General features: G+C 72.5%; 23 protein-coding genes and 1 riboswitch. Of the genes, 15 read left to right on the forward strand and 8 right to left on the reverse strand.

Features of this window, described 5'->3' with window-relative positions:
• Positions 1–10 precede the first annotated feature (10 nt).
• Positions 11–736 (forward strand): Crp/Fnr family transcriptional regulator, encoded by a 726-nt coding sequence (locus E1289_RS02190; RefSeq protein WP_131974699.1) that lies wholly within the window; start codon positions 11–13, stop codon positions 734–736.
• Positions 737–740: 4 nt separating this feature from the next.
• Here the strand turns inward: E1289_RS02190 and E1289_RS02195 are convergent, their stop codons facing one another.
• Positions 741–1,487: a maleylpyruvate isomerase family mycothiol-dependent enzyme gene (locus E1289_RS02195; RefSeq protein ID WP_207928728.1), complete on the reverse strand. Its 747-nt coding sequence runs from the start codon at positions 1,485–1,487 to the stop codon at positions 741–743.
• Between the two features lie 327 nt (positions 1,488–1,814).
• On the opposite strand from E1289_RS02195, the gene uvrA reads away from it, so the two are divergent.
• The 3 genes from uvrA (at position 1,815) to E1289_RS02210 (ending at position 5,925) form a co-directional block, all read left to right on the forward strand.
• Positions 1,815–4,652 carry an excinuclease ABC subunit UvrA gene (uvrA, locus tag E1289_RS02200; RefSeq protein WP_131974703.1) on the forward strand — a complete coding sequence of 946 codons (2,838 nt, stop codon included), beginning with the start codon at positions 1,815–1,817 and terminating at the stop codon, positions 4,650–4,652.
• 209 nt (positions 4,653–4,861) lie between these two features.
• The gene (locus tag E1289_RS02205; protein WP_131974705.1) at positions 4,862–5,311 is read left to right on the forward strand and encodes a Rieske (2Fe-2S) protein; all 450 of its coding nucleotides are present in this window, start codon (positions 4,862–4,864) and stop codon (positions 5,309–5,311) included.
• Positions 5,312–5,424: 113 nt separating this feature from the next.
• Positions 5,425–5,925, forward strand: a complete 501-nt coding sequence (locus tag E1289_RS02210) for a Rieske (2Fe-2S) protein (protein WP_131974707.1) — start codon at positions 5,425–5,427, stop codon at positions 5,923–5,925.
• Here the strand turns inward: E1289_RS02210 and E1289_RS02215 are convergent.
• Positions 5,912–7,192, reverse strand: a complete 1,281-nt coding sequence (locus tag E1289_RS02215; RefSeq protein WP_131974709.1) for a mechanosensitive ion channel domain-containing protein — start codon at positions 7,190–7,192, stop codon at positions 5,912–5,914. The genes E1289_RS02210 and E1289_RS02215 overlap by 14 nt on opposite strands.
• A gap of 157 nt (positions 7,193–7,349) precedes the next feature.
• On the opposite strand from E1289_RS02215, the gene uvrC reads away from it, so the two are divergent.
• From uvrC to whiA, 4 genes are all read left to right on the forward strand, one after another.
• A complete protein-coding gene (uvrC, locus tag E1289_RS02220) occupies positions 7,350–9,365 on the forward strand; it encodes an excinuclease ABC subunit UvrC (protein ID WP_207928729.1) in 2,016 nt (671 codons plus the stop codon).
• A complete protein-coding gene (gene rapZ / locus E1289_RS02225; protein WP_131974713.1) occupies positions 9,362–10,240 on the forward strand; it encodes an RNase adapter RapZ in 879 nt (292 codons plus the stop codon). Before uvrC ends, rapZ begins: the two co-directional genes overlap by 4 nt.
• 55 nt (positions 10,241–10,295) lie before the next feature.
• Complete coding sequence (gene yvcK, locus E1289_RS02230) at positions 10,296–11,270, forward strand: uridine diphosphate-N-acetylglucosamine-binding protein YvcK (RefSeq protein WP_131974715.1); 975 nt, start codon at positions 10,296–10,298, stop codon at positions 11,268–11,270.
• Between the two features lie 61 nt (positions 11,271–11,331).
• Positions 11,332–12,312, forward strand: coding sequence for a DNA-binding protein WhiA (gene whiA, locus E1289_RS02235; protein WP_131974717.1), 981 nt, complete (start codon positions 11,332–11,334; stop codon positions 12,310–12,312).
• 202 nt (positions 12,313–12,514) lie between these two features.
• On the opposite strand, the gene E1289_RS02240 is transcribed toward whiA, so the two are convergent.
• Genes E1289_RS02240 through E1289_RS02250 form a run of 3 tightly spaced genes read right to left on the reverse strand, consistent with a single transcriptional unit; the run spans position 12,515 to position 15,706 of the window.
• A complete protein-coding gene (locus E1289_RS02240; protein ID WP_131974719.1) occupies positions 12,515–13,726 on the reverse strand; it encodes a hypothetical protein in 1,212 nt (403 codons plus the stop codon).
• Positions 13,716–14,990 carry a hypothetical protein gene (locus E1289_RS02245; protein ID WP_131974721.1) on the reverse strand — a complete coding sequence of 425 codons (1,275 nt, stop codon included), beginning with the start codon at positions 14,988–14,990 and terminating at the stop codon, positions 13,716–13,718. Before E1289_RS02245 ends, E1289_RS02240 begins: the two co-directional genes overlap by 11 nt.
• Positions 14,987–15,706, reverse strand: coding sequence for a hypothetical protein (locus E1289_RS02250; protein ID WP_131974723.1), 720 nt, complete (start codon positions 15,704–15,706; stop codon positions 14,987–14,989). The genes E1289_RS02245 and E1289_RS02250 overlap by 4 nt, the downstream gene beginning before the upstream one ends.
• Before the next feature lie 225 nt (positions 15,707–15,931).
• On the opposite strand from E1289_RS02250, the gene gap reads away from it, so the two are divergent.
• The 6 genes from gap (at position 15,932) to E1289_RS02280 (ending at position 20,831) form a co-directional block, all read left to right on the forward strand.
• Positions 15,932–16,936, forward strand: coding sequence for a type I glyceraldehyde-3-phosphate dehydrogenase (gap, locus tag E1289_RS02255; RefSeq protein WP_131974725.1), 1,005 nt, complete (start codon positions 15,932–15,934; stop codon positions 16,934–16,936).
• A gap of 159 nt (positions 16,937–17,095) precedes the next feature.
• A complete protein-coding gene (locus E1289_RS02260; protein WP_131974727.1) occupies positions 17,096–18,283 on the forward strand; it encodes a phosphoglycerate kinase in 1,188 nt (395 codons plus the stop codon).
• Positions 18,284–18,334: 51 nt separating this feature from the next.
• Entirely contained in the window at positions 18,335–19,096 is a 762-nt protein-coding gene (gene tpiA, locus E1289_RS02265) for a triose-phosphate isomerase (protein WP_131974860.1), read from the forward strand.
• 139 nt (positions 19,097–19,235) lie between these two features.
• Positions 19,236–19,475, forward strand: a complete 240-nt coding sequence (gene secG, locus E1289_RS02270) for a preprotein translocase subunit SecG (protein ID WP_131974729.1) — start codon at positions 19,236–19,238, stop codon at positions 19,473–19,475.
• Positions 19,476–19,559: 84 nt separating this feature from the next.
• A complete protein-coding gene (locus tag E1289_RS02275; protein ID WP_131962259.1) occupies positions 19,560–19,931 on the forward strand; it encodes an RNA polymerase-binding protein RbpA in 372 nt (123 codons plus the stop codon).
• Between the two features lie 408 nt (positions 19,932–20,339).
• Positions 20,340–20,831, forward strand: coding sequence for an Lrp/AsnC family transcriptional regulator (locus E1289_RS02280; protein WP_131974731.1), 492 nt, complete (start codon positions 20,340–20,342; stop codon positions 20,829–20,831).
• A gap of 612 nt (positions 20,832–21,443) precedes the next feature.
• Here E1289_RS02280 and E1289_RS39365 read toward each other — a convergent pair.
• Complete coding sequence (locus tag E1289_RS39365; protein WP_243712555.1) at positions 21,444–21,743, reverse strand: hypothetical protein; 300 nt, start codon at positions 21,741–21,743, stop codon at positions 21,444–21,446.
• 102 nt (positions 21,744–21,845) lie between these two features.
• Positions 21,846–21,932, forward strand: a riboswitch (ZMP/ZTP riboswitch).
• A 50-nt stretch (positions 21,933–21,982) separates the two neighbouring features.
• Here E1289_RS39365 and glyA point away from each other — a divergent pair.
• Positions 21,983–23,254 carry a serine hydroxymethyltransferase gene (gene glyA / locus E1289_RS02290; protein ID WP_131974733.1) on the forward strand — a complete coding sequence of 424 codons (1,272 nt, stop codon included), beginning with the start codon at positions 21,983–21,985 and terminating at the stop codon, positions 23,252–23,254.
• Here the strand turns inward: glyA and E1289_RS02295 are convergent.
• Together E1289_RS02295 and E1289_RS02300 are read right to left on the reverse strand one after the other, a co-directional pair.
• A complete protein-coding gene (locus tag E1289_RS02295) occupies positions 23,251–24,039 on the reverse strand; it encodes a class I SAM-dependent methyltransferase (protein ID WP_131974735.1) in 789 nt (262 codons plus the stop codon). The two genes, glyA and E1289_RS02295, sit on opposite strands and share 4 nt — an antisense overlap.
• The gene (locus E1289_RS02300) at positions 24,023–25,090 is read right to left on the reverse strand and encodes a GNAT family N-acetyltransferase (RefSeq protein ID WP_131974737.1); all 1,068 of its coding nucleotides are present in this window, start codon (positions 25,088–25,090) and stop codon (positions 24,023–24,025) included. The genes E1289_RS02295 and E1289_RS02300 overlap by 17 nt, the downstream gene beginning before the upstream one ends.
• Positions 25,091–25,117: the final 27 nt, after the last annotated feature.

Genomic DNA, 25,117 nt, shown 5'->3' on the forward strand with positions numbered 1-25,117 from the left:
AGGAGGCGAGATGGAGACCACCCCCTTCTGGGACGCGCTTCCCGAACGAGTCCGCGAGGCGCTGCGCCGAGCCGGTACCCCCGTGGTGATCAGGCAGGGCGCCTTCCTCACGCGCGAGCACACCCGCGCGTCCCAGGTCTTCGTGCTGCGCACCGGAGCGGTGAAGGTCTGGGTCGACCGGGACGGCGAGAGCGCCATCCTCGACGTCCTCGGCCCGGGCGACCTCGCCGGGGAACTGGAGGCGGTGGACGGCGGCGTCCGGCACGCCAACGTCGAGGCGCTGACCCGCGTGGAGGCGCTCGTCCTGCCCGCCTCGCGGTTCCGGAGCGTACTGGACGACCATCCCGGCTCCGCCTGGGCCGTCGCCGCCGTCCTCGCCGAGCGGCTGCGCGACTCCAACGAGCTGCGCGTCGCCCACTTCCCCGACGACCCCGAACGCCGCCTCGCGAGCCGGCTGCTGCGCCTGGTGTCGCGCTTCGGGTCGCCCGTCAAGGAGGAACGGCCGGACGCGGTCCCGGCGGGGGCGGACGGGACCGCCGGGGAGGTGGGCGGCGTGCAGGTCCGCATCCCGCTCACCCAGCAGGACCTCGGGCGCTGGGCCGGCATGGGCCGCCGCAAGGTCGCGCAGATCCTCGCCGCCGACCCGGTCCGCGGCGGACTGACCGTCGCCCGCAGCGCGATCGTCGTCCGCTCGGTGGACGCCCTGCACCGCCTCGCGGGCCACGACACCGACTGAGGCGTCAGAATCCCGCGGGCCGGTGCGGCCACGGCGGCGGCACCGGCAGCCGGCCGTCCGGGCGCATGCTCACGCCGGAGCCGTCCGTGCGCCCGCTCAGCCAGGCGAGCAGCGCCCGCCCGGACCCGGACGCCTCCGGGCCGCCGGGCGTCCACCCGAGGTCGGCGGACTCCCCGGAGTCCGTCGCGGTGATCCGCAGACCGGCCAGTTCCCCGCGCGTCTCGTCCGGGAGCGCGGCGATGTCCGCCAACGTGCTGGTCAGGGCCCACCGGACATAGGGCTCAGGCCAGTCGGCGGGCCCGTACCCGGCGGCGAGGTCGACGTGGTGCGCCTCCACCTCGTTCCAGCGGCGGTACAGCGTGTACCACGCGGGGTGCTCCCAGCCCCCGAAGGCCCGCACGGAAGCGTTCCAAGCGGCCTCGGGGAGCGTCCTCGCCCGCTCGGCGAACCTCGCCCCGGTCGCGCGGACGTCCTCGACCAGCTCGTCCCGGTCGCGCCCGGCGCCTTCGTCCAGCGCGGTGTTGCGGGCGGCCAGACTCGGGTACTGCAGGATCTCCACGCCCGTCCGCGCCCATTCGAGCAGGTTCCACAGGGAGTCGGCGTTCCTGGCGATGTGCGTGGCCACATGGCCCCGGGTCCACCCGGGCAGCGCCGACGCGCCGCGCAGGTCCTGCTCGTCGAGTTTCGACAGCGTCCCGGCGATGCGCTCCACGCCGGCATCCAGCTCGTCGATCACTTCTCGCCAGTCCATGACGCGCCTCCCAGCACCGGAAAGAGTCTCCATCCTCGCACCACCCCGCCCGCGCAACACCCAAGCGATCATGAAACTTCCCGCCGGGTGCGGTGACGGCGCGTCCCCTCGCCACCGGCGGTGTTCCGGTGGCGGGGGTCGTTCGAACACGTGTACGGTACGGTGGTTCCGCCCGGGCTCTCCGGGGACGGGCGGGGAGCGCCGGGAAATGCGGCGGCGGCCGCCGCCGTTATCAACTCGGGGGATTCTGTCGGACCCCCTGGCTAGCCTTGAGACCGGCCTGTCTCTCCCGACGGCCGCGCCCAGAAGAGGAACCGGATCAACACCGTGCATGACCGACTCATCGTGCGTGGAGCACGCGAGCACAACCTGAAGGACGTCTCGCTCGACCTCCCGCGGGACTCCCTGATCGTGTTCACCGGTCTGTCGGGTTCGGGCAAGTCCAGCCTGGCGTTCGACACGATCTTCGCGGAGGGCCAGCGCCGCTACGTCGAGTCGCTGTCGGCGTACGCCCGCCAGTTCCTCGGGCAGATGGACAAGCCCGACGTCGACTTCATCGAGGGGCTGTCCCCGGCGGTGTCGATCGACCAGAAGTCGACCAGCAAGAACCCGCGGTCGACGGTCGGGACGATCACCGAGGTGTACGACTACCTGCGCCTCCTGTACGCGCGGATCGGACACCCCCACTGCCCCCGCTGCGGGCGGCCGATCACCCGCCAGGCGCCGCAGCAGATCGTCGACCGGGTACTGGAACTGGAGCCGGGCACCCGGTTCCAGGTGCTCGCGCCGGTGATCCGCGGCCGCAAGGGCGAGTACCTGGAGCTGTTCCGCGAGCTGCAGTCGAAGGGCTACTCCCGGGCGATCGTGGACGGCCGGACGATCCGGCTGGACGAGCCCCCGAAGCTGAAGAAGCAGGAGAAGCACGACATCGCGATCGTGGTCGACCGGCTCTCGGTGAAGGACTCGGCGCGGCAGCGGCTCGCCGACTCGGTGGAGACGGCGCTCGGCCTCGCGGGCGGCACGATCGTCCTCGACTTCGTCGACGTCCCCGAAGACGACGAGAACCGCACCCGGATGTACTCCGAGCACCTCTACTGCCCCTACGACGACCTGTCGTTCGAGGAGCTGGAACCGCGGTCGTTCTCCTTCAACTCGCCCTACGGCGCGTGCCCGGACTGCACCGGCCTCGGGACGCGCATGGAGGTCGACCCCGAGCTCCTCATCCCCGACGAGGAGCTGACGCTCGGCGAGGGCGCGATCCAGCCGTGGTCCAACGGGCACGTGAGCGACTACTTCCTGCGCCTGCTGTCCGCGCTCGGCGACGCGATGGGCTTCGACCTCAACACCCCGTGGGAGAAGCTGCCCGCCAAGGCGCGCAAGGCGATCCTGAACGGACACGAGACCCAGGTCCACGTGCGCTACAAGAACCGGTACGGCCGGACGAGGTCGTACTACACCGCGTACGAGGGCGTGATCCCCTACATCCAGCGGCGGCACGCCGAGGCGGAGAGCGACCTCAGCCGGGAGAAGCTCGAAGGCTACATGCGCGAAATCCCCTGCCCGACGTGCGAGGGCGCCCGGCTCAAGCCGGTCGTGCTCGCCGTCACCATGGGCGGCCGGTCGATCGCCGAGGTCGCCGCGCTGCCGATCGGCGAGGCCGCGAAGTTCCTGCTGGCGCTGGAGCTGAACGACCGCGAGCGGCACATCGCCGAACGCGTGCTCAAGGAGATCAACGCCCGCCTCGGCTTCCTGCTGGACGTCGGCCTCGACTACCTCACCCTCGACCGGGCGTCCGCGACGCTGGCGGGCGGGGAGGCGCAGCGCATCCGGCTGGCCACGCAGATCGGCTCCGGGCTGGTCGGCGTCCTGTACGTGCTGGACGAGCCGTCCATCGGCCTCCACCAGCGCGACAACCACCGGCTGCTGGAGACGCTGCTCCGGCTGCGCGACATGGGCAACACCCTGATCGTCGTCGAGCACGACGAGGACACCATCGCCGCCGCCGACTGGATCGTCGACATCGGCCCCCGCGCCGGCGAGCACGGCGGCGAGATCGTCGTGTCCGGCACCCTCGACGAGCTGAAGAAGTCCGAGCGCTCCATCACCGGCGCCTACCTCGACGGGCGCCGCGAGATCGCCGTCCCGCAGATCCGCCGGCCCCGCACCCGCGGCCGCGAGGTCACCGTGAAGGGCGCGCAGCAGAACAACCTCCGCGACGTGGACGTGTCGTTCCCGCTCGGCGTCCTCACCGCCGTGACCGGCGTGTCCGGCTCGGGCAAGTCGACGCTGGTCAACGACATCCTCTACAGCGCGCTGGCCAAGAAGCTGAACGGGGCCAAGCTCGTCCCCGGCAAGCACCGGCGCGTCAACGGCGTCGACCAGCTCGACAAGGTCGTCCACGTCGACCAGTCCCCGATCGGGCGCACCCCGCGCTCCAACCCGGCGACCTACACCGGCGTGTTCGACCACATCCGCAAGCTTTTCGCGCAGACGACCGAGGCGAAGGTCCGCGGTTACCAGCCGGGCCGGTTCTCCTTCAACGTCAAGGGCGGCCGCTGCGAGAACTGCTCCGGCGACGGCACCATCAAGATCGAGATGAACTTCCTGCCGGACGTCTACGTCCCGTGCGAGGTGTGCCACGGCGCCCGCTACAACCGGGAGACCCTGGAGGTCCACTACAAGGGCAAGACGATCTCCGAGGTGCTCGACATGCCGATCGAGCAGGCCACCGAGTTCTTCGAGCCGATCAAGGCGATCCACCGGCACCTGAAGACGCTCAACGACGTCGGGCTCGGCTACGTCCGGCTCGGCCAGCCCGCCCCCACCCTGTCCGGCGGCGAGGCCCAGCGCGTCAAGCTGGCGTCCGAGCTGCAGAAGCGCTCGACCGGCCGCACCGTCTACGTGCTGGACGAGCCGACCACCGGCCTGCACTTCGAGGACATCCGCAGGCTCCTCGGCGTCCTCAACGGCCTGGTCGACAAGGGCAACACGGTGATCGTCATCGAGCACAACCTGGACGTCGTCAAGACCGCCGACTGGATCATCGACATGGGCCCCGAGGGCGGCTCTCGCGGCGGCACCGTCGTCGCCACCGGCACCCCCGAGGACGTCGCCAAGGTCGACGCCAGCCACACCGGCCAGTTCCTCGCCAAGATGCTCGCCTGATCTCCGGGTCCCCCTGACCTGCACTCCGCGCGTGCGGGTGGCGCGGCCGAACCGGCCCGCTTCCGAAGGTTCGCCCTGGGGCAGGGGGACGCGCCTTTGGGAGACTCAAGCCCGGGAAATACCGCTCGCGCAACGTCACGGAAGTTCCGGGCCCGCTGCAGGTGGTGGGTCGGTGCGGGGTGCGGGGCCGGGTCCAGGATCATGGAGCCATGACTGACGAAGTGACGCCCGGAGTCCCGCAGCGAGCGGGATCGGCCGGGAACGGGGGGATCGGGCGCCGCACCGTGCTGTGCGGCGCCGGGGTCGCCGGCGCCGCCCTGCTCACCGGATGCGCGAGCGGCGGGGACGCGAAGTCCGCCGAGGACCTCAAGGGCCAGGAGATCGCGAAGGCCGCCGACATCCCGGTCGGCGGCGGAAAGGTCTACGCCGACGAGAACGTCGTCGTGACGCAGCCGGCCGAAGGCACGTACAAGGCGTTCACGGCGGTGTGCCCCCACCAGGGCTGCTCGGTCGACAAGGTCCAGAACGGGCTCATCCGGTGCCCCTGCCACGGCAGCGAGTTCAAGATCGCGGACGGGGCGGTGCAGAAGGGCCCCGCGGACAAGGGGCTGACCGAGTACCCCGTCGAGGTCAGGAACGGCGGGATCGTCGTCACCTGAGCGAGGCCCTCCGGCGGGAACCCGAAAAATTGGTTCTGTTTTGAACCAACTTCCCCTCCCGCGCGTGATCACTGGTGACGCACCGGAACCGGAGAGATCACTGGAGGGTGAGAATGCCACAGGAGCCCGGGACGCAGGCCGACGAGGCGGAGCGCGCGCCGGGAGACGCGCCGGACGGCGGGAACACCCGCAGGGGCGTCCTGCTCGGGGCGGGGCTCGCGGGCCTCGCCGGGCTCGCCGCGGCGTGCGGCGGCTCCGGGGACGGCGGCGACGCGGGCGGCTCCGAAGGCGGGGAGGCGGGTGGCGGCGCCGCTGGCGGCGGCGCCGGCGAGACGCTCGCGTCGGCCGGTGAGATCCCGGTCGGCGGCGGCAAGGTCTTCAAGGACGCGGAGGTCGTGGTGTGCCAGCCCGCGCAGGGCGAGTTCACGGCGTTCTCCGCGGCCTGCACCCACCGCGGATGCAGCGTCGACGCGGTCGCCGGCGGCACGATCAACTGCCCGTGCCACGGCAGCAAGTTCAAGATCACCGACGGCTCGGTGGTGAACCCGCCGGCGGACAGGCCCCTGGAGGAGCGGCGGATCACCGTCCAGGGGGACAAGATCATGCTCGCCTGAGCGTCTTCGGCCGCGCCGGGCCGTCCCCGCGCGGGGAGCCGTCCCCGTGCGGGGCGCTCCCGCGGCGGGCGGCCCGCTCGTCTTCCCCGGGGCCCCCGGCGGCCTCCCCGCCGACGACCTCCCGGTCCGCCGCCGCGCGGCCGTCCGCGCGCCCGCCGTCCGGCGCGGCGCCGTCCGGGGACCCGCCGGCCGTGCCGTCCGCGCGGCCGACGCGGAAGCGGGGCAGCGCGCCGGGGTGGTTGTCGCGGATGTAGGAGACCAGGTGCTCGCGCATGTCGCAGCGCAGATCCCAGGTGCTCGCCGAGTCGGCGGCGCTCATCAGCGCCCGGAGGGTGACCAGCCCGTTCGGCTGCACGTCGACCACCTGCAGGACCCACTCCCGGCGGTCCCACAGCGGGTTCTCCTGCAGTGCGGAGTACAGCTCGCGGCGCAGCTCGTCGACCGGCACGGACCAGTCGACGTGCAGCTCGACCGAGCCGAGCAGGCGGTTGGAGTGTCGGGTCCAGTTCTCGAACGGCTGCTCGGTGAAGTGCGACACCGGGTAGATCATCCGGCGGTCGTCCCAGAGGCGCAGCACCACGTAGGACAGGGTCAGCTCCTCGACCCGGCCCCAGTTGCCGTCCACGACGACGACGTCGTCCAGCCGCAGCGCGTCGCTGAACGCCAGCTGCAGCCCGGCGAGCAGGTTGCCCAGCGTCGGCCGGGCCGCGATGCCGACGACCAGCCCGGCGACGCCCGCCGACGCCAGCACCCCGGCGCCGATCGCCCGGACGCCGGGGAAGGTGAACAGCGCGGCGCCCACCGCCAGGACCACGATCACCACGGCGGCGATGCGGCGCAGCAGCAGCATCTGGGTGCGGACCCGCCGGGCCCGCCGGTTGCGCTCGCCCTCGATGCGCGTCAGGCGTTCCAGCGGCGGATCGCTCAGCGCGTAGACGATACGCAGCAGCAGCCAGGTGCTCACGCCGATCGCGGCGATCCGCAGCATGTGCCGGACCAGGCCCTCCGCGCCAACGTCCAGCAGGTGGTACGGCATCGCGGCGTTGGCGCTGACGACGGCCGCGAACGCGAACGCCGGCGCGGCGACGCGGCGGGCGACGCGTCCGGCGCCCGGCCAGCGCGCCGACAGCCGGCCGGCCAGCAGCCGCCGGACGGCCTCCACGACGATCACGGACGTGGCGACCACGGCGGCCAGGACGACCCATCCCCAGAACGCGGACACCTGCGCGACGACCCCCTCAGGCAGCGACGATCTCCATTCGCACAACGTACGCTTGATTCTGCCTTTCCGCTGCCTGCGGTATCACCCGGGCCGGACGGCGAGATCTCCGTCACCCCGACCCGTCACCCCGACCCGTCACCCCGGCCCGGCACCCGAACCGGGGCACGGGCGCGACGGCGTGTCGGCCCCGCCGACTAGGCTCATGAACGTGGCTGATCCGGCGACCTACCGACCCGCACCCGGCTCCATCCCGGAATCCCCCGGCGTGTACAGATTCCGCGACGAGCACGGCCGGGTCATCTACGTGGGCAAGGCGAAGCACCTGCGCCAGCGGCTGAACTCCTACTTCGCCGACTTCTCCGCGCTGCACCCCCGCACCCAGACGATGGTGCGGACCGCCGCCCGCGTCGACTGGACGGTCGTCGCCACCGAGGTCGAGGCCCTCCAGCTCGAGTACTCCTGGATCAAGGAGTTCGATCCGCGGTTCAACGTCCGCTACCGCGACGACAAGTCCTATCCGTATCTCGCCGTCACCCTGAACGAGGAGTTCCCGAGGGTGATGGTGATGCGCGGGGCCAAACGCAAGGGCGTGCGCTACTTCGGGCCGTACTCCCACGCATGGGCGATCCGGGAGACGGTCGACCAGCTGCTGCGCGTGTTCCCCGTCCGGACGTGCAGCGCGGGCGTGTTCAAGCGGCAGCACCAGCTCGACCGGCCCTGCCTGCTCGGCTACATCGGCAAGTGCTCGGCGCCGTGCGTCGGCCGCGTCTCCCCGGACGAGCACCGCCTGCTCGCCGAGGATTTCTGCGACTTCATGGCGGGCCACACCACCCGGTTCATCAAGCGCCTCGAACGCGACATGCGCGAGGCCGCCGCGGCACAGGAGTACGAGCGCGCCGCCCGCCTCCGCGACGACATCCGCGCCCTTGAGCGCGCCCTGGAGAAGCAGGCGGTCGTCCTCGCCGACAGCACCGACTGCGACATGATCGCCCTCGCCGAGGACGAGCTGGAGGCGGCCGTCCAGGTCTTCTACGTGCGCGGCGGCCGGATCCGCGGGCAGCGCGGCTGGGTGGTCGACAAGGTCGCGGACGTCAGCACCGCCGACCTGGTCGAGCACTTCCTCATCCAGATCTACAGCGAGAGCGAGTCGGTGCCGCGCGAAGTGCTCGTCCCGGCGCTCCCACCCGACGAGGACGCCATGACCGAGCTCCTGTCCGAGCGGCGCGACGGGCCGGTGCGGCTGCGGGTCCCGCAGCGCGGCGACAAGAAGTCGCTGCTGGAGACCGTCGCGCGCAACGCGCACGAGGCCCTCAAGCAGCACAAGACGCGCCGCGCGTCCGACCTGACGACCCGCAGCCGGGCGCTGCAGGAGATCCAGGACGCGCTGGACCTGGACGAGGCGCCGCTGCGCGTCGAGTGCTACGACGTCTCGAACCTGCAGGGCACGAACGTCGTCGCGTCCATGGTCGTGTTCGAGGACGGGCTGGCCCGCAAGAGCGAGTACCGCCGGTTCACGATCAAGGCCGTCGAGGGCCAGGACGACGTCCGCTCCATCCACGAGGTCATCACCCGCCGGTTCAAGCGCTACCTCGCCGAGACCGAGAAGACCGGCGAACTGGACCACCTCGGGGACTCCGCCGAGGCCGCGGAGGGCGCGCACCAGCCGATCGACCCCGAGACCGGCAGGCCCCGCAAGTTCGCCTACCCGCCCAACCTGGTGCTCGTCGACGGCGGCCCGCCGCAGGTCGCCGCCGCGCAGCGGGCGCTGGACGAGCTGGGCGTCGACGACATCGCGGTCTGCGGCATCGCCAAGCGGCTGGAGGAGCTGTGGCTGCCCGGCGAGGACGACCCGGTCATCCTCCCGCGCAACAGCGAGGGCATGTTCCTCGTCCAGCGGATCCGCGACGAGGCCCACCGGTTCGCCATCACCTTCCACCGGCAACGGCGATCCAAGTCCATGACGACGAGCGAACTCGATAACGTTCCTGGTCTGGGCCCGGCGCGCCGCGCGGCGCTGCTGAAACACTTCGGCTCGCTGAAACGGCTGAAGGACGCGACGCCCGAGCAGGTCGCCGAGGTCCCGGGAATCGGCATGCGCAGCGCCGAGGGAATCGTCGCGGCCCTGCACGGCGCCGCGGTCCCGCGGGGAAGGCCCGGCGGGGACGGCGGCGGCGTCGGAGCCGGCGCGGACGGGGAGCACAGGGGGAGGCGGTCATGAGCACCGAGACGAAGATCCCGGACATCGTGATAGTCACCGGCATGTCCGGGGCGGGCCGCAGCACCGCGGCCAAGTCCCTGGAGGACCTCGACTGGTTCGTGGTCGACAACCTGCCGCCGGGGCTGCTGGCCACGATGGCCGACCTCGGCGGCCGGGTGAAGGACGCGGTGCCCCGCATCGCCGTCGTCGTGGACGTCCGCAGCCGCGCCTTCACCGAGGACCTGCACTCCTCGATCGCGGAGCTGGAGGCGCGCGGCGTCCACCCGCGGGTCGTGTTCCTGGAGGCGAGCGACGCCGACCTGGTGCGCCGCTTCGAGAGCGTGCGCCGCCCCCACCCGCTGCAGGGCGACGGGCGCCTCGTCGACGGCATCGCGCGGGAACGCGAACTGGTCCGCGAGGTCCGCGCCGAGGCCGACCTGGTGATCGACACCAGCGGCCTCAACGTGCACGAACTGCGCAACAAGATCATCGGGTTCTTCGGCAACGACACCGGCGAGTCCAGCCTGCGCGCGACCGTCGTGTCGTTCGGCTACAAGTACGGCCTGCCGGTCGATGCCGACCTCGTCGTCGACTGCCGGTTCCTGCCGAACCCGCACTGGGTTCCGGAGCTGCGGCCGAAGACGGGCCGCGACACCGCCGTCCGCGACTACGTGCTCGGCCAGCGCGGCGCCAAGGAGTTCCTGGACGCCTACGCCGAGGTCCTGCGCCTGCTGTCCGCCGGGTACGAGCGCGAGGGCAAGCACTACGTGACCCTGGCCGTGGGCTGCACCGGCGGCAAACACCGTAGTGTGGCCATGGCGGAACAGATCGCCGCCCGCCTGCGGGACGAGGGCATCGAGGTGCAGGTCGCCCATCGTGACCTCGGCCGCGAGTGACGCCCGCCCGTAACCCGGCGCGGGCCCCGCACGAGGAGAGCAGGAAAACGGCACGGTGAAGCTTAACGGCCCGAAGGTCGTCGCGCTCGGCGGCGGTCACGGCCTCTACGCCTCGCTGTCGGCGCTGCGCCGCGTCACCGACCGGCTGACCGCGATCGTTACCGTCGCCGACGACGGCGGCTCCAGCGGACGCCTCCGCCGCGAACTCGGCGTGCTCCCGCCCGGCGACCTGCGGATGGCGCTCGCCGCGCTGTGCGGCGACGACGAATGGGGGCAGACCTGGCGGGACGTCGTCCAGCACCGCTTCCGCAGCCAGGGCGACCTGCGCGACCACGCCGTCGGCAACCTCCTCATCGTCGCCCTGTGGGAACTCCTCGAAGCCGGTGCCGCCGACGCGCCCGGCGGCTCCACCGTCGCCGGGCTCGACTGGGTCGGGCGGCTGCTCGGTGCGCACGGCCGGGTGCTGCCCATGGCCGCGGTCCCGATGGACATCGTCGCCGAGGTCCGCGGCGCCGACCCGGCCCGCCCCGACGAGATCACCCACGTCAAAGGGCAGGTCGCCTGCGCGAAGACGCCCGGCACCGTGCTCGGGGTGTCGCTCGTGCCCGCCGACCCGCCCGCCTGCCCCGAAGCCCTCGCCGCCGTCGCGGACGCCGACTGGATCGTGTTCGGCCCCGGCTCCTGGTTCACCAGCGTCCTGCCCCACCTCAAGGTCCCGGCGCTGGCGCGCGCCCTCACCTCCACCCGCGCCCGCCGCGCCGTCGCGCTCAACCTCGCCCCCCAGCCCGGCGAAACCGACGACTTCTCCCCCCAGACCCACCTGGAGGTCCTGCGGGCGCACGCACCCGACCTCAGCGTGGACGTCGTCATCGCCGACGACGGGGTGGTCGACGACCCGGTGGCCCTCGACAAGGCCGTCAAGGAGATCGGCGGGCGCCTCGTCCTCGCCGACGTCGCCGCCGACGACGGCTCAGCACGTCATGAACCCGCCCGGCTGGCCCAAGCCTTCGACAAGATATTCACCGACTGACGACCCGCGCGGCCGGAATCGGCCACACTGCTGGGAGTCCGATAGGGGGAGGGTTCATCAGATGGCGATGACCGGTGTGGTCAAGGACGAGCTGAGCAGGCTCACGGTCATGAAGCCGTGCTGCCGCAAGGCCGAGGTCTCGACGCTGCTGCGCTTCGCGGGAGGGCTGCACCTGGTCAGCGGCCGCATCGTGATCGAGGCCGAGATCGACACCGGTGTCGCGGCACGGCGCCTCATCAAGGACATCGCGGAGGTGTTCGGGCACACCTCCGAGGTCGTCGTCCTCGCGCCCAGCGGCCTGCGCAAGGGCAACCGCTACGTCGTCCGCGTCTTCCGCGACGGCGAGTCGCTCGCCCGGCAGACCGGCCTCATCGACAACAACGGCCGCCCGGTCCGCGGCCTGCCCCGCCAGGTCGTCGCCGGCGCCGCCTGCGACGCCGAATCCGCCTGGCGCGGCGCGTTCCTCGCGCACGGCTCGCTCACCGAACCCGGCCGGTCCATGTCGCTGGAGGTGACCTGCCCCGGCCCCGAGGCCGCGCTCGCCCTCGTCGGCGCCGCCCGCCGCCTCAAGATCCACGCCAAGGCCCGCGAGGTCCGCGGCGTCGACCGCGTCGTCGTCCGCGACGGCGACGCCATCAGCGCCCTGCTCACCCGCCTCGGCGCCCACGACAGCGTCCTCGCCTGGGAAGAGCGCCGCATGCGCCGCGAGGTGCGCGCCACCGCCAACCGCCTCGCCAACTTCGACGACGCCAACCTCCGCCGCTCCGCCCGCGCCGCCGTCGCCGCCGGCGCCCGCGTCGCCCGCGCCCTGGAGATCCTCGGCGACGACGCCCCCGAGCACCTCGTCAACGCCGGCCGCCTCCGCCTCGAACACAAGCAGGCGTCCCTCGAAGAACTCGGCCAGCTCGCCGACCCGCCCCTCACCAAGGACGCCATCGCCGGCCGCATCCGCCGCCTCCTCGCCATGGCCGACAAACGCGCCGGCGACCAGGGCATCCCCGGCACCGACGCCAACCTGACGGCGGACATGCTGGCGCCTTAGTCGTTTGGGGGGGCGACCCCCCAAACCCCCCGTGACGAGCCGGTCGATCCTCACGCCACGCTGCGGGTCCGTGCGACCGTGCGGGTTTGCGTCGTGTCGCTGCGGTCGCCCGGCTCGGCGGGTCCTGCGGCCTGCGCTCGCTGCGCTCGCTCCGGCCGCACGACCCGTGGCCTCGGCCGGGTTGGGGCTCCAAGAGGTGTGTTCAGTCGGTCTTGTTCAGGTCGCCTCTGAGGATTCGGTGGATCAGGTCTGGGCGGAGTTGGCCGTAGCCGGTCTCGGCCCAGATGCTCTGGGCCGGGTCGGCCTCGTAGTAGGGGACGGGGCGGCCGTCGCGGGTGTCCGTGAGGACGTCCGGGGTCTGCTTGTTGCGGGCCGCGCGGGCGCAGGTGCGGCATGCCTGAACGCGGAGTCGCTCGCGGGTGCCGATGGGGCGCCAGTCGAGCTTCGTCGTGGCGTCCCCGTGCAGGGGGTTGAAGAAGCAGAGGGGCATCTCGGGGATCTCCGGCCTGCCCTTCGCGACGGCCTGGGCGGACGCGAGGGCGTCGCGGCCCTGGTCGACCAGGACCAGGACGCCCGCGAGGTCGGGGACGCCCCGGGCCGCGTCGAGGGTCTTGCCGGCGGCCTGGTAGGCGTCCAGGGCCCTGGCCATCAGGGTGCCGGCCCGCTCGTTCGCCGGGGTGCTGCTCTCGTCCAGGAGTTCACCGAAGGTGATGACCTCGTGCGACGCCTGCTCGCGGAGCTGGTCCTCGTTCGCGCGGCTCGCGGTGGCGAACACCGTGCGGGGCATGAGGAGGCCCTCGCCCGCGACCTCGCGCCGGGCGGCGGACGCCATGCGGCGGCGGCGCCACAGCAGGAGGCCCGCGACGCCGGCGGCGGCCGCTCCCGCCGCGCCCAGGGGGAGCGCCAGGCCGCCGTCCTCGTCCGGCGCCGGGCGGTCACGGGTTTCGGGGCGCCTGCTGACGCGTGCCCTGATCTCGGCGGAGACCCGCTTGTACTCCCGGGTGCCGGTGCCGGAGACGATCAGGTCGACGATGCGCGACAGCTTGTCCGCGAGCGGCGCGTCGTCCATCGCGCGGTCGAGGGCGACGGCCCACGCGGCGTCGCGGGCCTGGTACTCGCCGCCCCATTCCCGTGCGGCCAGGTCGTCGGTCCTGTCGTCGAACGTGATGAAGATGCCGTCGCGGCCGAGGCGGTCGTGCACGACCGTCGCCAGTTCCTCGGAGTCGGACCAGGTACCGCCCGCGACCAGGGGGACGAGGATGACGAAGACGGGCGCGGGCGCCTTCCGGAACCTCGCGATGAGCGCGCGCCGCTGCGCCTGGGGGAGCGCGGACGCCAGCGACGGGTCGACGTAGATCGGGGAGCGGCGCAGCGCGGCCGCCAGCCGTTCGCCGGGGGACGGTTCACTCGACACCGAGATACCTCATCACACGGGGAAGGAACTTCTTGCCGGTGGCCCCCCAGGCGGTGTCCCGCCAGACGCCGGGGATCGCGGTGTGGGGGCGGCTGCGGCCGGGGCCCGGCACCTTGAGGAGGTGCCGGTCGGTCAGCCCCTGCCGCGTCTCGATGCCGGCGCAGGTCTCGCACAGCGGGCACGGCTTCGGGAGGACCTTGTGGGTGAGCTTCGCCAGCCGCCTGCGCCTCACGGAGTCGCCGTGCAGCGGGTTCACCACGCAGGGGACGGGCGGGTCGGCGATGTCGCGGCTGAGCGCGGCCTGTCCCTGGCGCGCGAGGACGATCGCGCCGACGAGGTCGATGGCGCGGTCTTCATCCTCTTTGGCGTCGTCGTAGAGGATCTGGGCGGCGTCGTAGGCGGAGATGGCATAGGGGCGTCCGCGTTCGGCGTCGGCCGTGACGAGCGCCTGGCGGAGCGCACCGACCTCGTTGGCCGCCTGGCGCCGTAGCCGCCGCATGCTGGGCTCGGTCCAGGCCGTGCCGTGCCGCACGGGCTTCCGCTTGTTCCGCGGCGTGCTCTCGCGGCGCAGCAGGGCGAGGACGCCGACGCCCGTCCAGTACAGCAGGACGGCCGCGGCGGGACCGGCGAACAGGAGACCGGTGACGAGGGGGCCCGAGATCTCCGGCTCGGCCGGCCGCAACGTGTTCTCCTCCCCGAACGGGTCGGGACTGGAGTACAGCGTCGGCATTCCGGGGGACGCCGAAGGGGCCGTCGCGTAGCTGTCCAGGCGCTCGACGATCCGCTGCGCGAGGTCGTCGAACGGCCGCTCGCGGTCGGCGGGCCGCCAGGAGCCCGGCTGGTCGTCGTCCAGCACCGAGTACCGGTAGCGGCGCGGGACCCGGAACGCCTCGGATTCCAGGCCGCCGCGTGAATTGGACATGAGGTACAGGCCGTCGCGGCCGGAGCGCTCGTGCAACGCGAACAGGAACGCCTCGTCGCGGCCCTGGGACTCCGAGTCGCCCGGGTTCGGGACGACGACGACATAGGCGGGCACGCCGAGGCTGCGGGACGTCGCGCCGATCGCCCGGCGGACCCGGGCGCGCTCGGACTCGCCAAGGGCATGGCTGACGTCGGGGTCGACGAACAGGGGGTCCTTCTCCAGGGCCGCCGAGATCCGGTCCAGGCGCTGGTAGGCGTGCGGGGGATCGTCCGCGGCGACGGCGGGGCCGGCCAGTGCGAGGAGGAGGGCGGCGAGCATCGCCACGGTGCCCGCGCGTCTCATCTGCGGCCCTTCGCCGGACTCTTCGTTCTCCGCTGCTGTCGCGTGCCCCGGCGGACGCGGCGGAGGGTCAGGAAGGTGAGGAGGGGCACTCCGCTGAGCGCGGCGCTCCCGCCGAACACCCCCCACTCCACCAGGGCCGCCCGCCGGTCCGCGGCATCGTCGGCGTCCAGCGCCTTGCGGACCTTCGACTTCGGTCTCGGCGGCGGGTTCTGGGCACGTTCCCGTGCCCGGCCCGACAGGGCGATGTCGACGAAGAGTTCGATCCGCTCGGGGGTGCTCGCGTCGTAGGCGAGTTCGTTCTGGGCGGCCCGCCACGCGTCCTCAAGCGGCAGCCGCCGGGAACCGCCGTACTGGCGGACCTCGCCGTCGGGCGAGGTCGGGGACGCCACGAGGTAGACGCCGTCCCGGCGGAGCCGGTCGCGCAGCAGCGGCAGGAGGGACTCGCCGTGCCGCCCCGTGCTGAGGCCGACGGTGGGGGTGACCGCCACGTAGGTCGGGGCGCCGAGGCGCGCGACGGCCGTCTTGATCCGCGCGGCGGCGTCCGGCGGCAGCACCCGCGGGGCGTGGTCGGTGACGTAGACGGGGTCGCGGCGGAGTTGCGCGGCGATGTGGTCGGCGCGGGACGGCGGCTCCGCGCGCTCCCGCGCGACGGCCGGCGGCGGGCACGCGAGCAGGACCACCCCGCTCAAGATCAGGACGAGCCACCCGCCGCGCATGGACGGCGAGTGTAGTGAAGGGGCGTCCCATATGTCGTGAGCGGGGGCGGAACCGGAGGCATCCCCCTGCCGGGGGAGACGCGATCACCCCGGGATTCCCACACCGCCGGTGTCAAGCTACTCGCGGGTCATTGGATAGGGTCGAGCGTGGGGGAGATCCCCCTGATCGACCGTAGTTGACAGTCCGGCAGCGCCGGACGCTATCGACGTGCGAGGAGCCTTTCCGTGACCATCCGAGTAGGCATCAACGGGTTCGGCCGGATCGGCCGCAACTTCTACCGCGCCGTGAAGGCGTCCGGGGCCGACATCGAGGTCGTGGCCGTGAACGACCTGACCGACAACGCCACCCTGGCCCAGTTGCTCAAGTACGACAGCATCCTCGGCCGTCTCCCCGAGGACGTGCGCGCCACCGCCGACGAGATCGTCGTGGGCGGCAAGAGCATCAAGGCGTTCGCGGAGCGCGACCCCGCCGCCCTCAATTGGAGCGAGGTCGGCGCCGACGTCGTCGTGGAGTCCACCGGTTTCTTCACCGACGCGACCAAGGCCAAGGTGCACGCCGACAACGGCGCCAAGAAGGTCATCATCTCCGCACCGGCCAAGAACGAGGACCTCACCGTCGTCCTGGGCGTCAACGAGGACAAGTACGACCCCGCGAACCACACGGTGATCTCCAACGCCTCCTGCACCACCAACTGCCTGGCCCCGCTGGCGAAGGTCCTGAACGACTCCTTCGGGATCGAGAAGGGCCTGATGACCACGATCCACGCCTACACGCAGGACCAGAACCTCCAGGACGCGCCGCACAAGGACCTGCGCCGCGCCCGCGCCGCCGCGATCAACGTCGTGCCGACCTCCACCGGCGCCGCGAAGGCCATCGGGCTCGTGCTGCCCGAGCTCAAGGGCAAGCTCGACGGCTACGCGCTGCGCGTCCCGGTGCCGACCGGCTCGGCCACGGACCTCACCGTGACCGTGTCCCGCGACGTCACCGTCGAGGAGGTCAACGAGGCGTTCAAGGCCGCGGCCGACGGCCCGCTGAAGGGGTACCTCACCTACACCGAGGACCCGATCGTCTCCGCCGACATCGTCACCGACCCGGCGTCCTGCATCTACGACTCCGGGCTGACCAAGGTCATCGGCGACCAGGTCAAGGTCGTCGGCTGGTACGACAACGAGTGGGGCTACTCCAACCGCCTCGTCGACCTCGTCAAGCTCGTCGGCGCGCAGCTGTAACGCGCCTCTGGGCGCGGCCTCGGGGGGCTTGGGGGCCGCCCCCGGGAGAACATTGATCGCAGCCGTCGGCGCCGTGGCCGCGCACCGTGCACGGAGACCGTGCAGAGACAGGGCGCGAGGCCACGGCGCGGCCGTGTACGGAAGGACACCGACATCCCGATGCGGACCATTGACGATCTCGACGTCGCCGGGAGGCGCGTTCTCGTCCGCGCCGACCTGAACGTCCCGCTGGAGGACGGCTCCATCACCGACGACGGGCGGATCCGCGCGAGCCTGCCGACGATCGAGGCGCTGCGGGCCCGGGGCGCCAAGGTCGTCGTCTGCGCCCACCTCGGCCGCCCCAAGGGCGAGGTGAAGCCCGAGTTCTCGCTGGCCCCCGTCGCCGCGCGGCTCGGCGAGCTGCTCGGCGCGGACGTGGCCGCCGCCGGGGACGTCGTCGGCGACTCCGCCCGCGCGGTCGCGGCCGGGCTCCCCGACGGTGGCGTCGCGCTGCTGGAGAACCTGCGCTTCGAGCCCGGCGAGACCAGCAAGGACGACGCCGAGCGCGCCGCGTTCGCCGACCGGCTCGCCGCGCTCGCCGAGCTCTACGTCGGGGACGGGTTCGGTGCCGTGCACCGCAGGCACGCGTCGGTGTACGACGTGCCGCGGCGGCTCCCGCACGCGGCCGGCGGGCTGATCGCCGCCGAGGTCGAGGTGCTGCGGAAGCTCACCGAGGACGTCGAGCGGCCCTACGCCGTCGCGCTCGGCGGCTCCAAGGTGTCCGACAAGCTCGGTGTGATCGACAACCTGCTCGGCAAGGCCGACCGCATCCTGATCGGTGGCGGCATGGTGTTCACGTTCCTGAAGGCCCAGGGGCACGAGGTCGGCAAGAGCCTCCTGGAGGAGGACCAGCTCGACACCGTCCGCGAGTACCTGCGGCGCGCCGAGGAGTCGGGTGTGGAGTTCGTCCTCCCGGTCGACATCGTCGCGGCGACCGCGTTCTCCGCCGACGCCGACCACGGCGTGGTCGCCGCCGACGCGATCCCGGCCGACCGGCTCGGCCTGGACATCGGCCCCGAGTCCGGCAAGCTCTTCGCCGCGCGCCTCGCCGACGCCCGGACGGTCTTCTGGAACGGCCCGATGGGCGTGTTCGAGATGGAGCCCTACTCGCACGGCACCCGCGCCGTGGCCCAGGGCCTCATCGACTCCGGCGCGTTCACCGTGGTCGGCGGCGGCGACTCGGCCGCGGCCGTCCGGCGGCTCGGCTTCGACGAGGCCGCCTTCTCGCACATCTCGACCGGCGGCGGCGCCAGCCTCGAATACCTCGAAGGCAAGACGCTGCCCGGCCTGCAGGCCCTGGAGGACTGACACGTGGCGCGAACGACCCCTTCCGGCGCGCAGAGCGGCCGCAAGCCGCTCATGGCGGGCAACTGGAAGATGAACAACAACCACTTCGACGCCATCAAGCTCGTGCAGAAGATGGCGTTCGCCCTCAAGGACGCCGACCACGACGCCGTCGACATCGCCGTGCTCCCGCCGTTCACGGCGATCCGCTCGGTGCAGACGCTGGTCGACGCCGACAAGCTCGGGATCCAGTACGGCGCGCAGGACGTCTCCCAGCACGCCTCCGGCGCCTACACCGGTGAGATCTCCGCCGCGATGCTGGCCAAGCTGGGCTGCACCTACGTCGCCGTGGGGCACTCCGAGCGCCGCCAGTACCACGCCGAGGACGACGCGGTCGTCAACGCCAAGGCCAGGGCCGCCCTCGGCGCCGACATCACCCCGATCCTGTGCGTGGGCGAGGGGCTGGACGTCCGCAAGGCCGGCGAGCACGTCGCGCACGTCCTGGCGCAGCTGGACGGCGGACTGGAGAAGATCCCCGCCGACCAGGCGCGGCGCACCGTGATCGCATACGAGCCCGTCTGGGCCATCGGCACCGGCGAGGTCGCCACCCCCCAGGACGCGCAGGAGGTCTGCGGCGCCATCAGGACGCGGCTCGCCGAGCTCTACGACGGCGGACTGGCCGACCAGGCGCGTATCCTGTACGGCGGTTCGGTCAAGAGCGGCAACGTCGCCAAGCTCATGGCGCAGGAGGACGTGGACGGTGCCTTGGTCGGTGGTGCCAGCCTGGACCCGGGAGAATTCGTCAAGATCTGCCGGTACCGGGATCTCCCCGTCTGATCAAAACTGATCAATTCTGCGTGAACTGGGGGTTCTTGCCGAACCAGCGGGTAGTTCGTCGTACCCTTCGTACCTGACGGGTAAACCGCCCGGCCGCATCCACCGTCCCGAACTACGAACGACAAGGCGCTGAAGAATCGTGATCATCGCAACGGCCATCGTGCTCATCCTGTCGAGCCTGCTGATGGTGGTTCTCGTCCTGATGCACAAGGGCAAGGGCGGCGGACTGTCGGACATGTTCGGCGGCGGTATCTCGACGTCCCTGGGCGGGTCGTCGGTGGTGGAGCGCAACCTCGACCGGCTGACCGTCGCCGTCGGCCTGGTCTGGTCCGCGTCCATCATCGTCCTCGGGCTGCTGTTCAAGGGCGACGCCTCCTGAACCACCCGTCAGACAGCATGCGAGCGCCGCGCCGCCCACCGGAGACCGCGGGCGGCGGCGGAAACACTGAGCGAGGAGTACTCCGTGGGTAGTGGCAACGCGATTCGGGGCAGCCGTGTCGGAGCCGGTCCGATGGGTGAGGCGGAGCGCGGCGACGCCGCCCCCCGCGTCTGGGTGACGTTCTACTGCGCCAACCGGCACGAGACCCGGCCCAGCTTCGCGACCGACGTCGCGGTCCCCGAGACCTGGGACTGCCCGCGCTGCGGGTTCCCCGCCGGCCAGGACTCGGAGAACCCCCCGGCGCCGCCGAAGACCGAGCCGTACAAGACGCACCTCGCGTACGTGAAGGAGCGCCGCAGCGACGAGGACGGCGAGGCCATCCTCGAAGAGGCCCTCGCCAAGCTCCGCCAGAAGCGCGCCGCCGTCAAGAAGGCCCTGGAGTCCGCCAGCCGCTGAGGCGAGTTTGTTTGCATTGCCCTTGGCGGTCAGGCGCTAGGGCGCCTTCCCTTCGGCGGGCAATGCGCGCGATCGCTGCATCGCTTCGGCTCGCCTTGCGGCTCGCTGCGCGATCAGGTTTCTCGCAGGCTCGAAACCTGCCTTCGGACGCGATCGCAAGCGTTGATGTCGTTGCGGGGTTGCGGTGCTGGCTGAGGTTGGCGGGTAGCGACGGCGCGCGTCAGCGCGGTGGCTCGCTTTCTCGCAGGCTCGGAACCGCTTCCGTGGTGAGGGCAGAACGTTGTGGTCGGGGCGTGGCCGGGACCTGGTCGATGTCGCCGCTCCTCCGAATATCCTTCGGAGGGGCGGCGCTTTTTGTGCGTTTCTGCACCTTGGGTTCGGTTCGTGGTGGGGATCTTGGGAGGTGGCGTGGACGCGGTCGATCAGGCGATCCTGCGGCGGCTGCAGCGGGACGGACGGCAGACCAACCGGGAACTGGCGGAGGCGGTGGGGATCGCGCCCTCCACGGCGCTGGAGCGGACACGTGCGCTGCGCTCCCGCGGTGTCATCACGGGATTCCACGCCGCGGTCGACTTCGAACGGCTCGACCGGGGCGTGCAGGCGCTCATCTCGATCCGGATCCGGCCGCAGTCGCGGGAGGCGATCGAGTCGGCGCGCGACGGCATGGCGGCGATGCCCGAGGCCGTCGGGGTGTTCGTGGTGACGGGCAACGAGGATCTGCTCGTCCACGTGGCGGTGCCGAGCACCGCGTACCTGCGCGACTTCGTGCTCGACCGGCTGGCGCGCCGCAAGGAGTTCGTGGACGTCCGCACCACGGTCGTGTACGACCACGTCCAGCCGGTCGAGCAGGGCGAACTTCCGTCGGCAGGGAGGCCCGGGGACCGAACGCCTTACGGGTGAGCCGTGGATGGTGCGTCCACGGACGAATGATTGACGGCCACGAGCACCCGCGGCGAAGGAAGTACGGAACTCTCACGACAAGTGCGTAGATTCTTCTAACTTCAGTCGCGTGTATCGACGGAATGAATCATCCGGGACGTTGCTGGTGCTCGCCGCCGGGGTGCTCTGGGGGACGGTCGGGCCGGCGCAGGTGCTGGCGGAGTCGTCGGCGAGTCCGGTCGCGGTCGGGGGAGCCCGGATCTTCTCGGGCGGCCTGATCCTCGCCGCGCTGGTCCTCCTGACGAGGCCGCGGGCGTTCCGCGCGCTGACCCGGCGGACCTGGGGGCCGCTGCTGGCCGCGTCGGCCGCGACCGGCACGTTCCAGGCGGCCTTCTTCAGCTCGGTGAACCGCACGGGTGCCGCCATCGCGACCGCCGTCGTGTTCGGGCTGGCACCGGTCTCGACGGGGCTGTGCGAGCGGATCGTGCTGGGGACCGCACTGAGCCGCCGCTGGTGGGCGGGAACGGCCGGCGCGATCGGCGGCGTCGCGCTGCTGATGGCCCCCGGCTCCGCCGGCGGCGCCGACCCCGCCGGAATCGCGCTGAGCCTCCTCGCCGGGACGTGCTTCGGCGTCTACACCGTGTCGGCCAAGGTCCTCACCGGCCGCGACGTGGGGATGACCGCCGCCGTCTCGGTGACGCTGCTCGCCGGGGGAGCGGTGCTGCTGCCGTGGACGCTGACCGAGCTGCCCGCACTCGCCGCACCCGGGTCGGCGGTGCTCGTGGCCTGGCTGGGGATCGCCGCCACCGCCGCCGCGTACATGTGCTTCGTCACGGGCCTGGAGCGCGTCACGGCGGCGGCCGCCGGGACGCTCAGCCTCGCCGAGCCGCTGGTGGCCGCCGCTCTCGCGATCCTCCTGCTCGGCGAGCGCATGTCGGCGCCCGTCGCGGCCGGGTCGCTGCTCCTGCTGGGCGGCCTGTTCGTCGTGTCGGTCCCGGCACGGTCACCGCGCGGGCGGCGGGCGGCTCGGTATGATGGGGCGCACGCGACTGGCGCAGTCAAGGTGGAGGCGACCACCGGGGAGCGTACGTAGTCCGCACACCGCGCGCCTGGGTGTACGGGCCCCCTCGTCGGGGCGCCCGAAGTCCCGGCGCCGACAGCGGAGGCTCACCATGCACGAACCGGCCGTACCCCATCTGCTGGAGCAGGACCCCGAGATCGCCGGGCTGGTGGAGGACGAGGCCCGCCGCCAGTACGAGAAGATCCGGCTGATCGCCTCGGAGAACTACGTGTCGCAGGCGGTCCTGGAGGCCACCGGCACCGTCCTGACCAACAAGTACTCCGAGGGCTACGCGGGCAAGCGGTACTACGAGGGGCAGCAGAACGTCGACCCGATCGAGCTGCTGGCCATCGACCGGGCGAAGGAGCTGTTCGGCGTTGAGCACGCCAACGTCCAGCCCTACTCCGGGTCACCCGCGAACCTCGCCGTCTACATGGCGTTCCTGGAGCCCGGCGACCCGGTGATGGGCCTGTCGCTGCCGATGGGCGGGCACCTCACGCACGGCTGGTCGGTGTCGGCCACCGGCAAGTGGTTCACGCCGGTCCGGTACGACGTGCGCGCCGACACCGGCCGGGTCGACATGGACCAGGTGCGCGACCTGGCCCGCAAGGAGCGGCCGAAGCTCATCTGGTGTGGCGGCACCGCGATCCCGCGGACGATCGACTTCCCCGCGTTCGCCGAGATCGCCCGGGAGACCGGCGCGGTCCTGGCCGCCGACATCGCGCACATCGCCGGGCTGATCGCGGGCGGCGCGCACCCGTCCCCGGTCGGCCACGCCGACGTGATCTCCACGACCACGCACAAGACGCTGCGCGGCCCGCGCGGCGCGATGATCATGTCGACGGCCGAGCACGCGAAGGCGATCGACAAGGCCGTCTTCCCCGGCCTGCAGGGAGGCCCGCACGACCACACCACCGCCGCGATCGCCGTCGCGCTGAAGGAGGCCGCGCGGCGGGACTTCTCCGGCTACGCGCGGCAGGTCGTCGCGAACGCGAAGGCCCTCGCCGCCGCGCTGCTGGAGCGCGGCTACGACCTGGTCTCCGGCGGCACCGACAACCACCTCATCCTGATCGACCTCACCAACAAGGGGGTCGCGGGCAAACCCGCCGCGCAGGCCCTCGACCGGGCCGGGATCGAGCTGAACTACAACGCGGTCCCGTTCGACCCGCGCAAGCCGTTCGACCCGTCCGGGCTGCGGCTCGGCACCGCCGCGATCACCACCCGCGGGCTGGAGGAGGAGCGGATGCCGCAGGTCGCGGCATGGATCGACGAGGTCGTGCAGGCCACCGCCAAGCAGGACGAGACGGTCGTCGAGCGCGTCGCCGGGCAGATCCGGGAGCTGCTCACGTCCTACCCGATGCCCGGCTGGACGCCCACCCCCTAGGCGCCGCGCAGCACGGTGATCATGCGCCATGCCCCGGGGTCGGTGAGGGCCACCGCGTCCTCGCCGGCCCCGAAGTCGCCGTACTGCGCCACCGGGTCCAGGTCGCCGGCGAGGCGGACGGCGGCGTCGAGTTCCGTGGCCGACCAGAAGCGGTAGGGGACGACGTCGCGTATCACGAGGGTCGCGCCGTGGGCCTCGACCGTCACCGTGACGTGGTCGTCGGCGATCTGCGTCACCGGGTCGAGCCGGTCGGCGGGTTCGCCCCAGCGCACATCGGCGTGGACGCCGTCACGATCGACCGTCCAGGCCGTGCCGACGGTGGGCTCGTCGCCGAGCCGGTCCCGGGGGTGCGACATCTCGACGATGTAGAGGCCGCCGGGGGACAGGTGCGCGGCGGCCCGGCGCAGGTGCGCGACGAACGCGTCCAGCGTCATCAGGTGGGACGTCGAGTCGAGCATGGTCACGACGAGGTCGAACCGGCGGCCCAGGTCGAACCGGGTCATGTCGTCCCGCACGACCTGCAGCTCGACGCCCTGGCGCTCCGCCGCGCGGGCCGCGTGGGCGCACATCTCCGGGTTCAGGTCGAGCGCGGTCGCCGCCAGGCCGCGGCGGGCGAACTCGCGGGCGTGCTCGGCCGGCCCGGCCGCCAGCTCCAGCACCGTCGCGGCCGGGCCGCCCGGACGGTGCTCGGCGCACCAGGCGAGCAGTACCTCGACCTCGGCGGGCACGTCGCGGAACGAGCACGCCAGCTCGTACGCCCAGGGATTGTCATAGATGCCGGTCACCCGGCCATCCTGCCAGCGCGCCGGGCCCGGCCGGGCGCCCGTCCAGCCGCAGCCGGATCTCCACCACGGTGGGGTCGGCGGTGCGCCGCGTCCGGCCGCCGAGCGAGGTCAGTAGCCGGCGCATCCGGGTGTTCTCGCTCAGCGCGATCGCGCGCAGCTCCACCACGCCCCGGTCCCGGCCCAGCGCGACGAGCAGGTCCGCGAGGGCCCGGCCGAGGCCGCGGCCCTGCCAGCCGTCCTCCACGAGGAAGGCCATCTCGGCGACGCCGGGATCGAGGACGTGGATGAGGTGGGCGAGCGCGAGCAGCGACCCGTCCGGTCCCTCGGCGACGAGCGTGCGGCCGTAGGCGGGGTCGCGGAACCGTTCGATCGCCCGGCGCGGCGGAGCCGGCATCGGGCTGAAGTACCGCATCCGGCGGCTGTCCTGCGAGCAGCGCTCGTGCAGCGCCCGGACGCCGTCGTCGTCGTCCGCGCCGATGGGGCGGACGACGACCTGCGTCCCGTCGCGGAGCACGACGCGGCGCGGGACGGGACTGCGCGGCGGAGCGGGCAGCGCGGACCGGACCAGCGCGTCCGCCCGCGCCGCCTCGGTCGCGGTGAACGGCAGCCCGAACCGGCGGAGCCGGACCGCGCGCCCGCGTCCCACCGGGACGACGAGCACGTCGGCGTCCGCGCAGTCCCGGCGGGGGACGTCCCAGGAGGCGTCGTCGGCGCGGAGCAGCTCGCCGAGGATCGCGGGGACCGCGTCCGGCTCGGCGCGCAGCCGGGACGCCAGGACCAGGGCGCGGGTCGGCTCGTCCACCAGCTCGTGCGGCCGGGCGGGGCGGACGGCCGTGCGCACCCCGCCGGCGGCGCCCAGCGTCTCGGCCAGCTCCCGGGCGCCGGGGCCGCCGTGCGGGACGTCCACGACGAACTCGTCCACCACACCGTCGGTGTCCAGCTGGACGGACAGGCCGAGGATGTTGGCGCCGCGCCGGCCGAGCGCGGCGGTGAGCAGGGCCAGGCGGCCGGGCCTGTCCTCGATCTCGGTGCGGATACGGAACAGTGGCATTGGAGCGTTCCCTTCACGGGGCCGGCG

Origin of the sequence: Actinomadura sp. 6K520, assembly GCF_004349245.1 — a bacterium.
Lineage (GTDB): Bacteria > Actinomycetota > Actinomycetes > Streptosporangiales > Streptosporangiaceae > Spirillospora.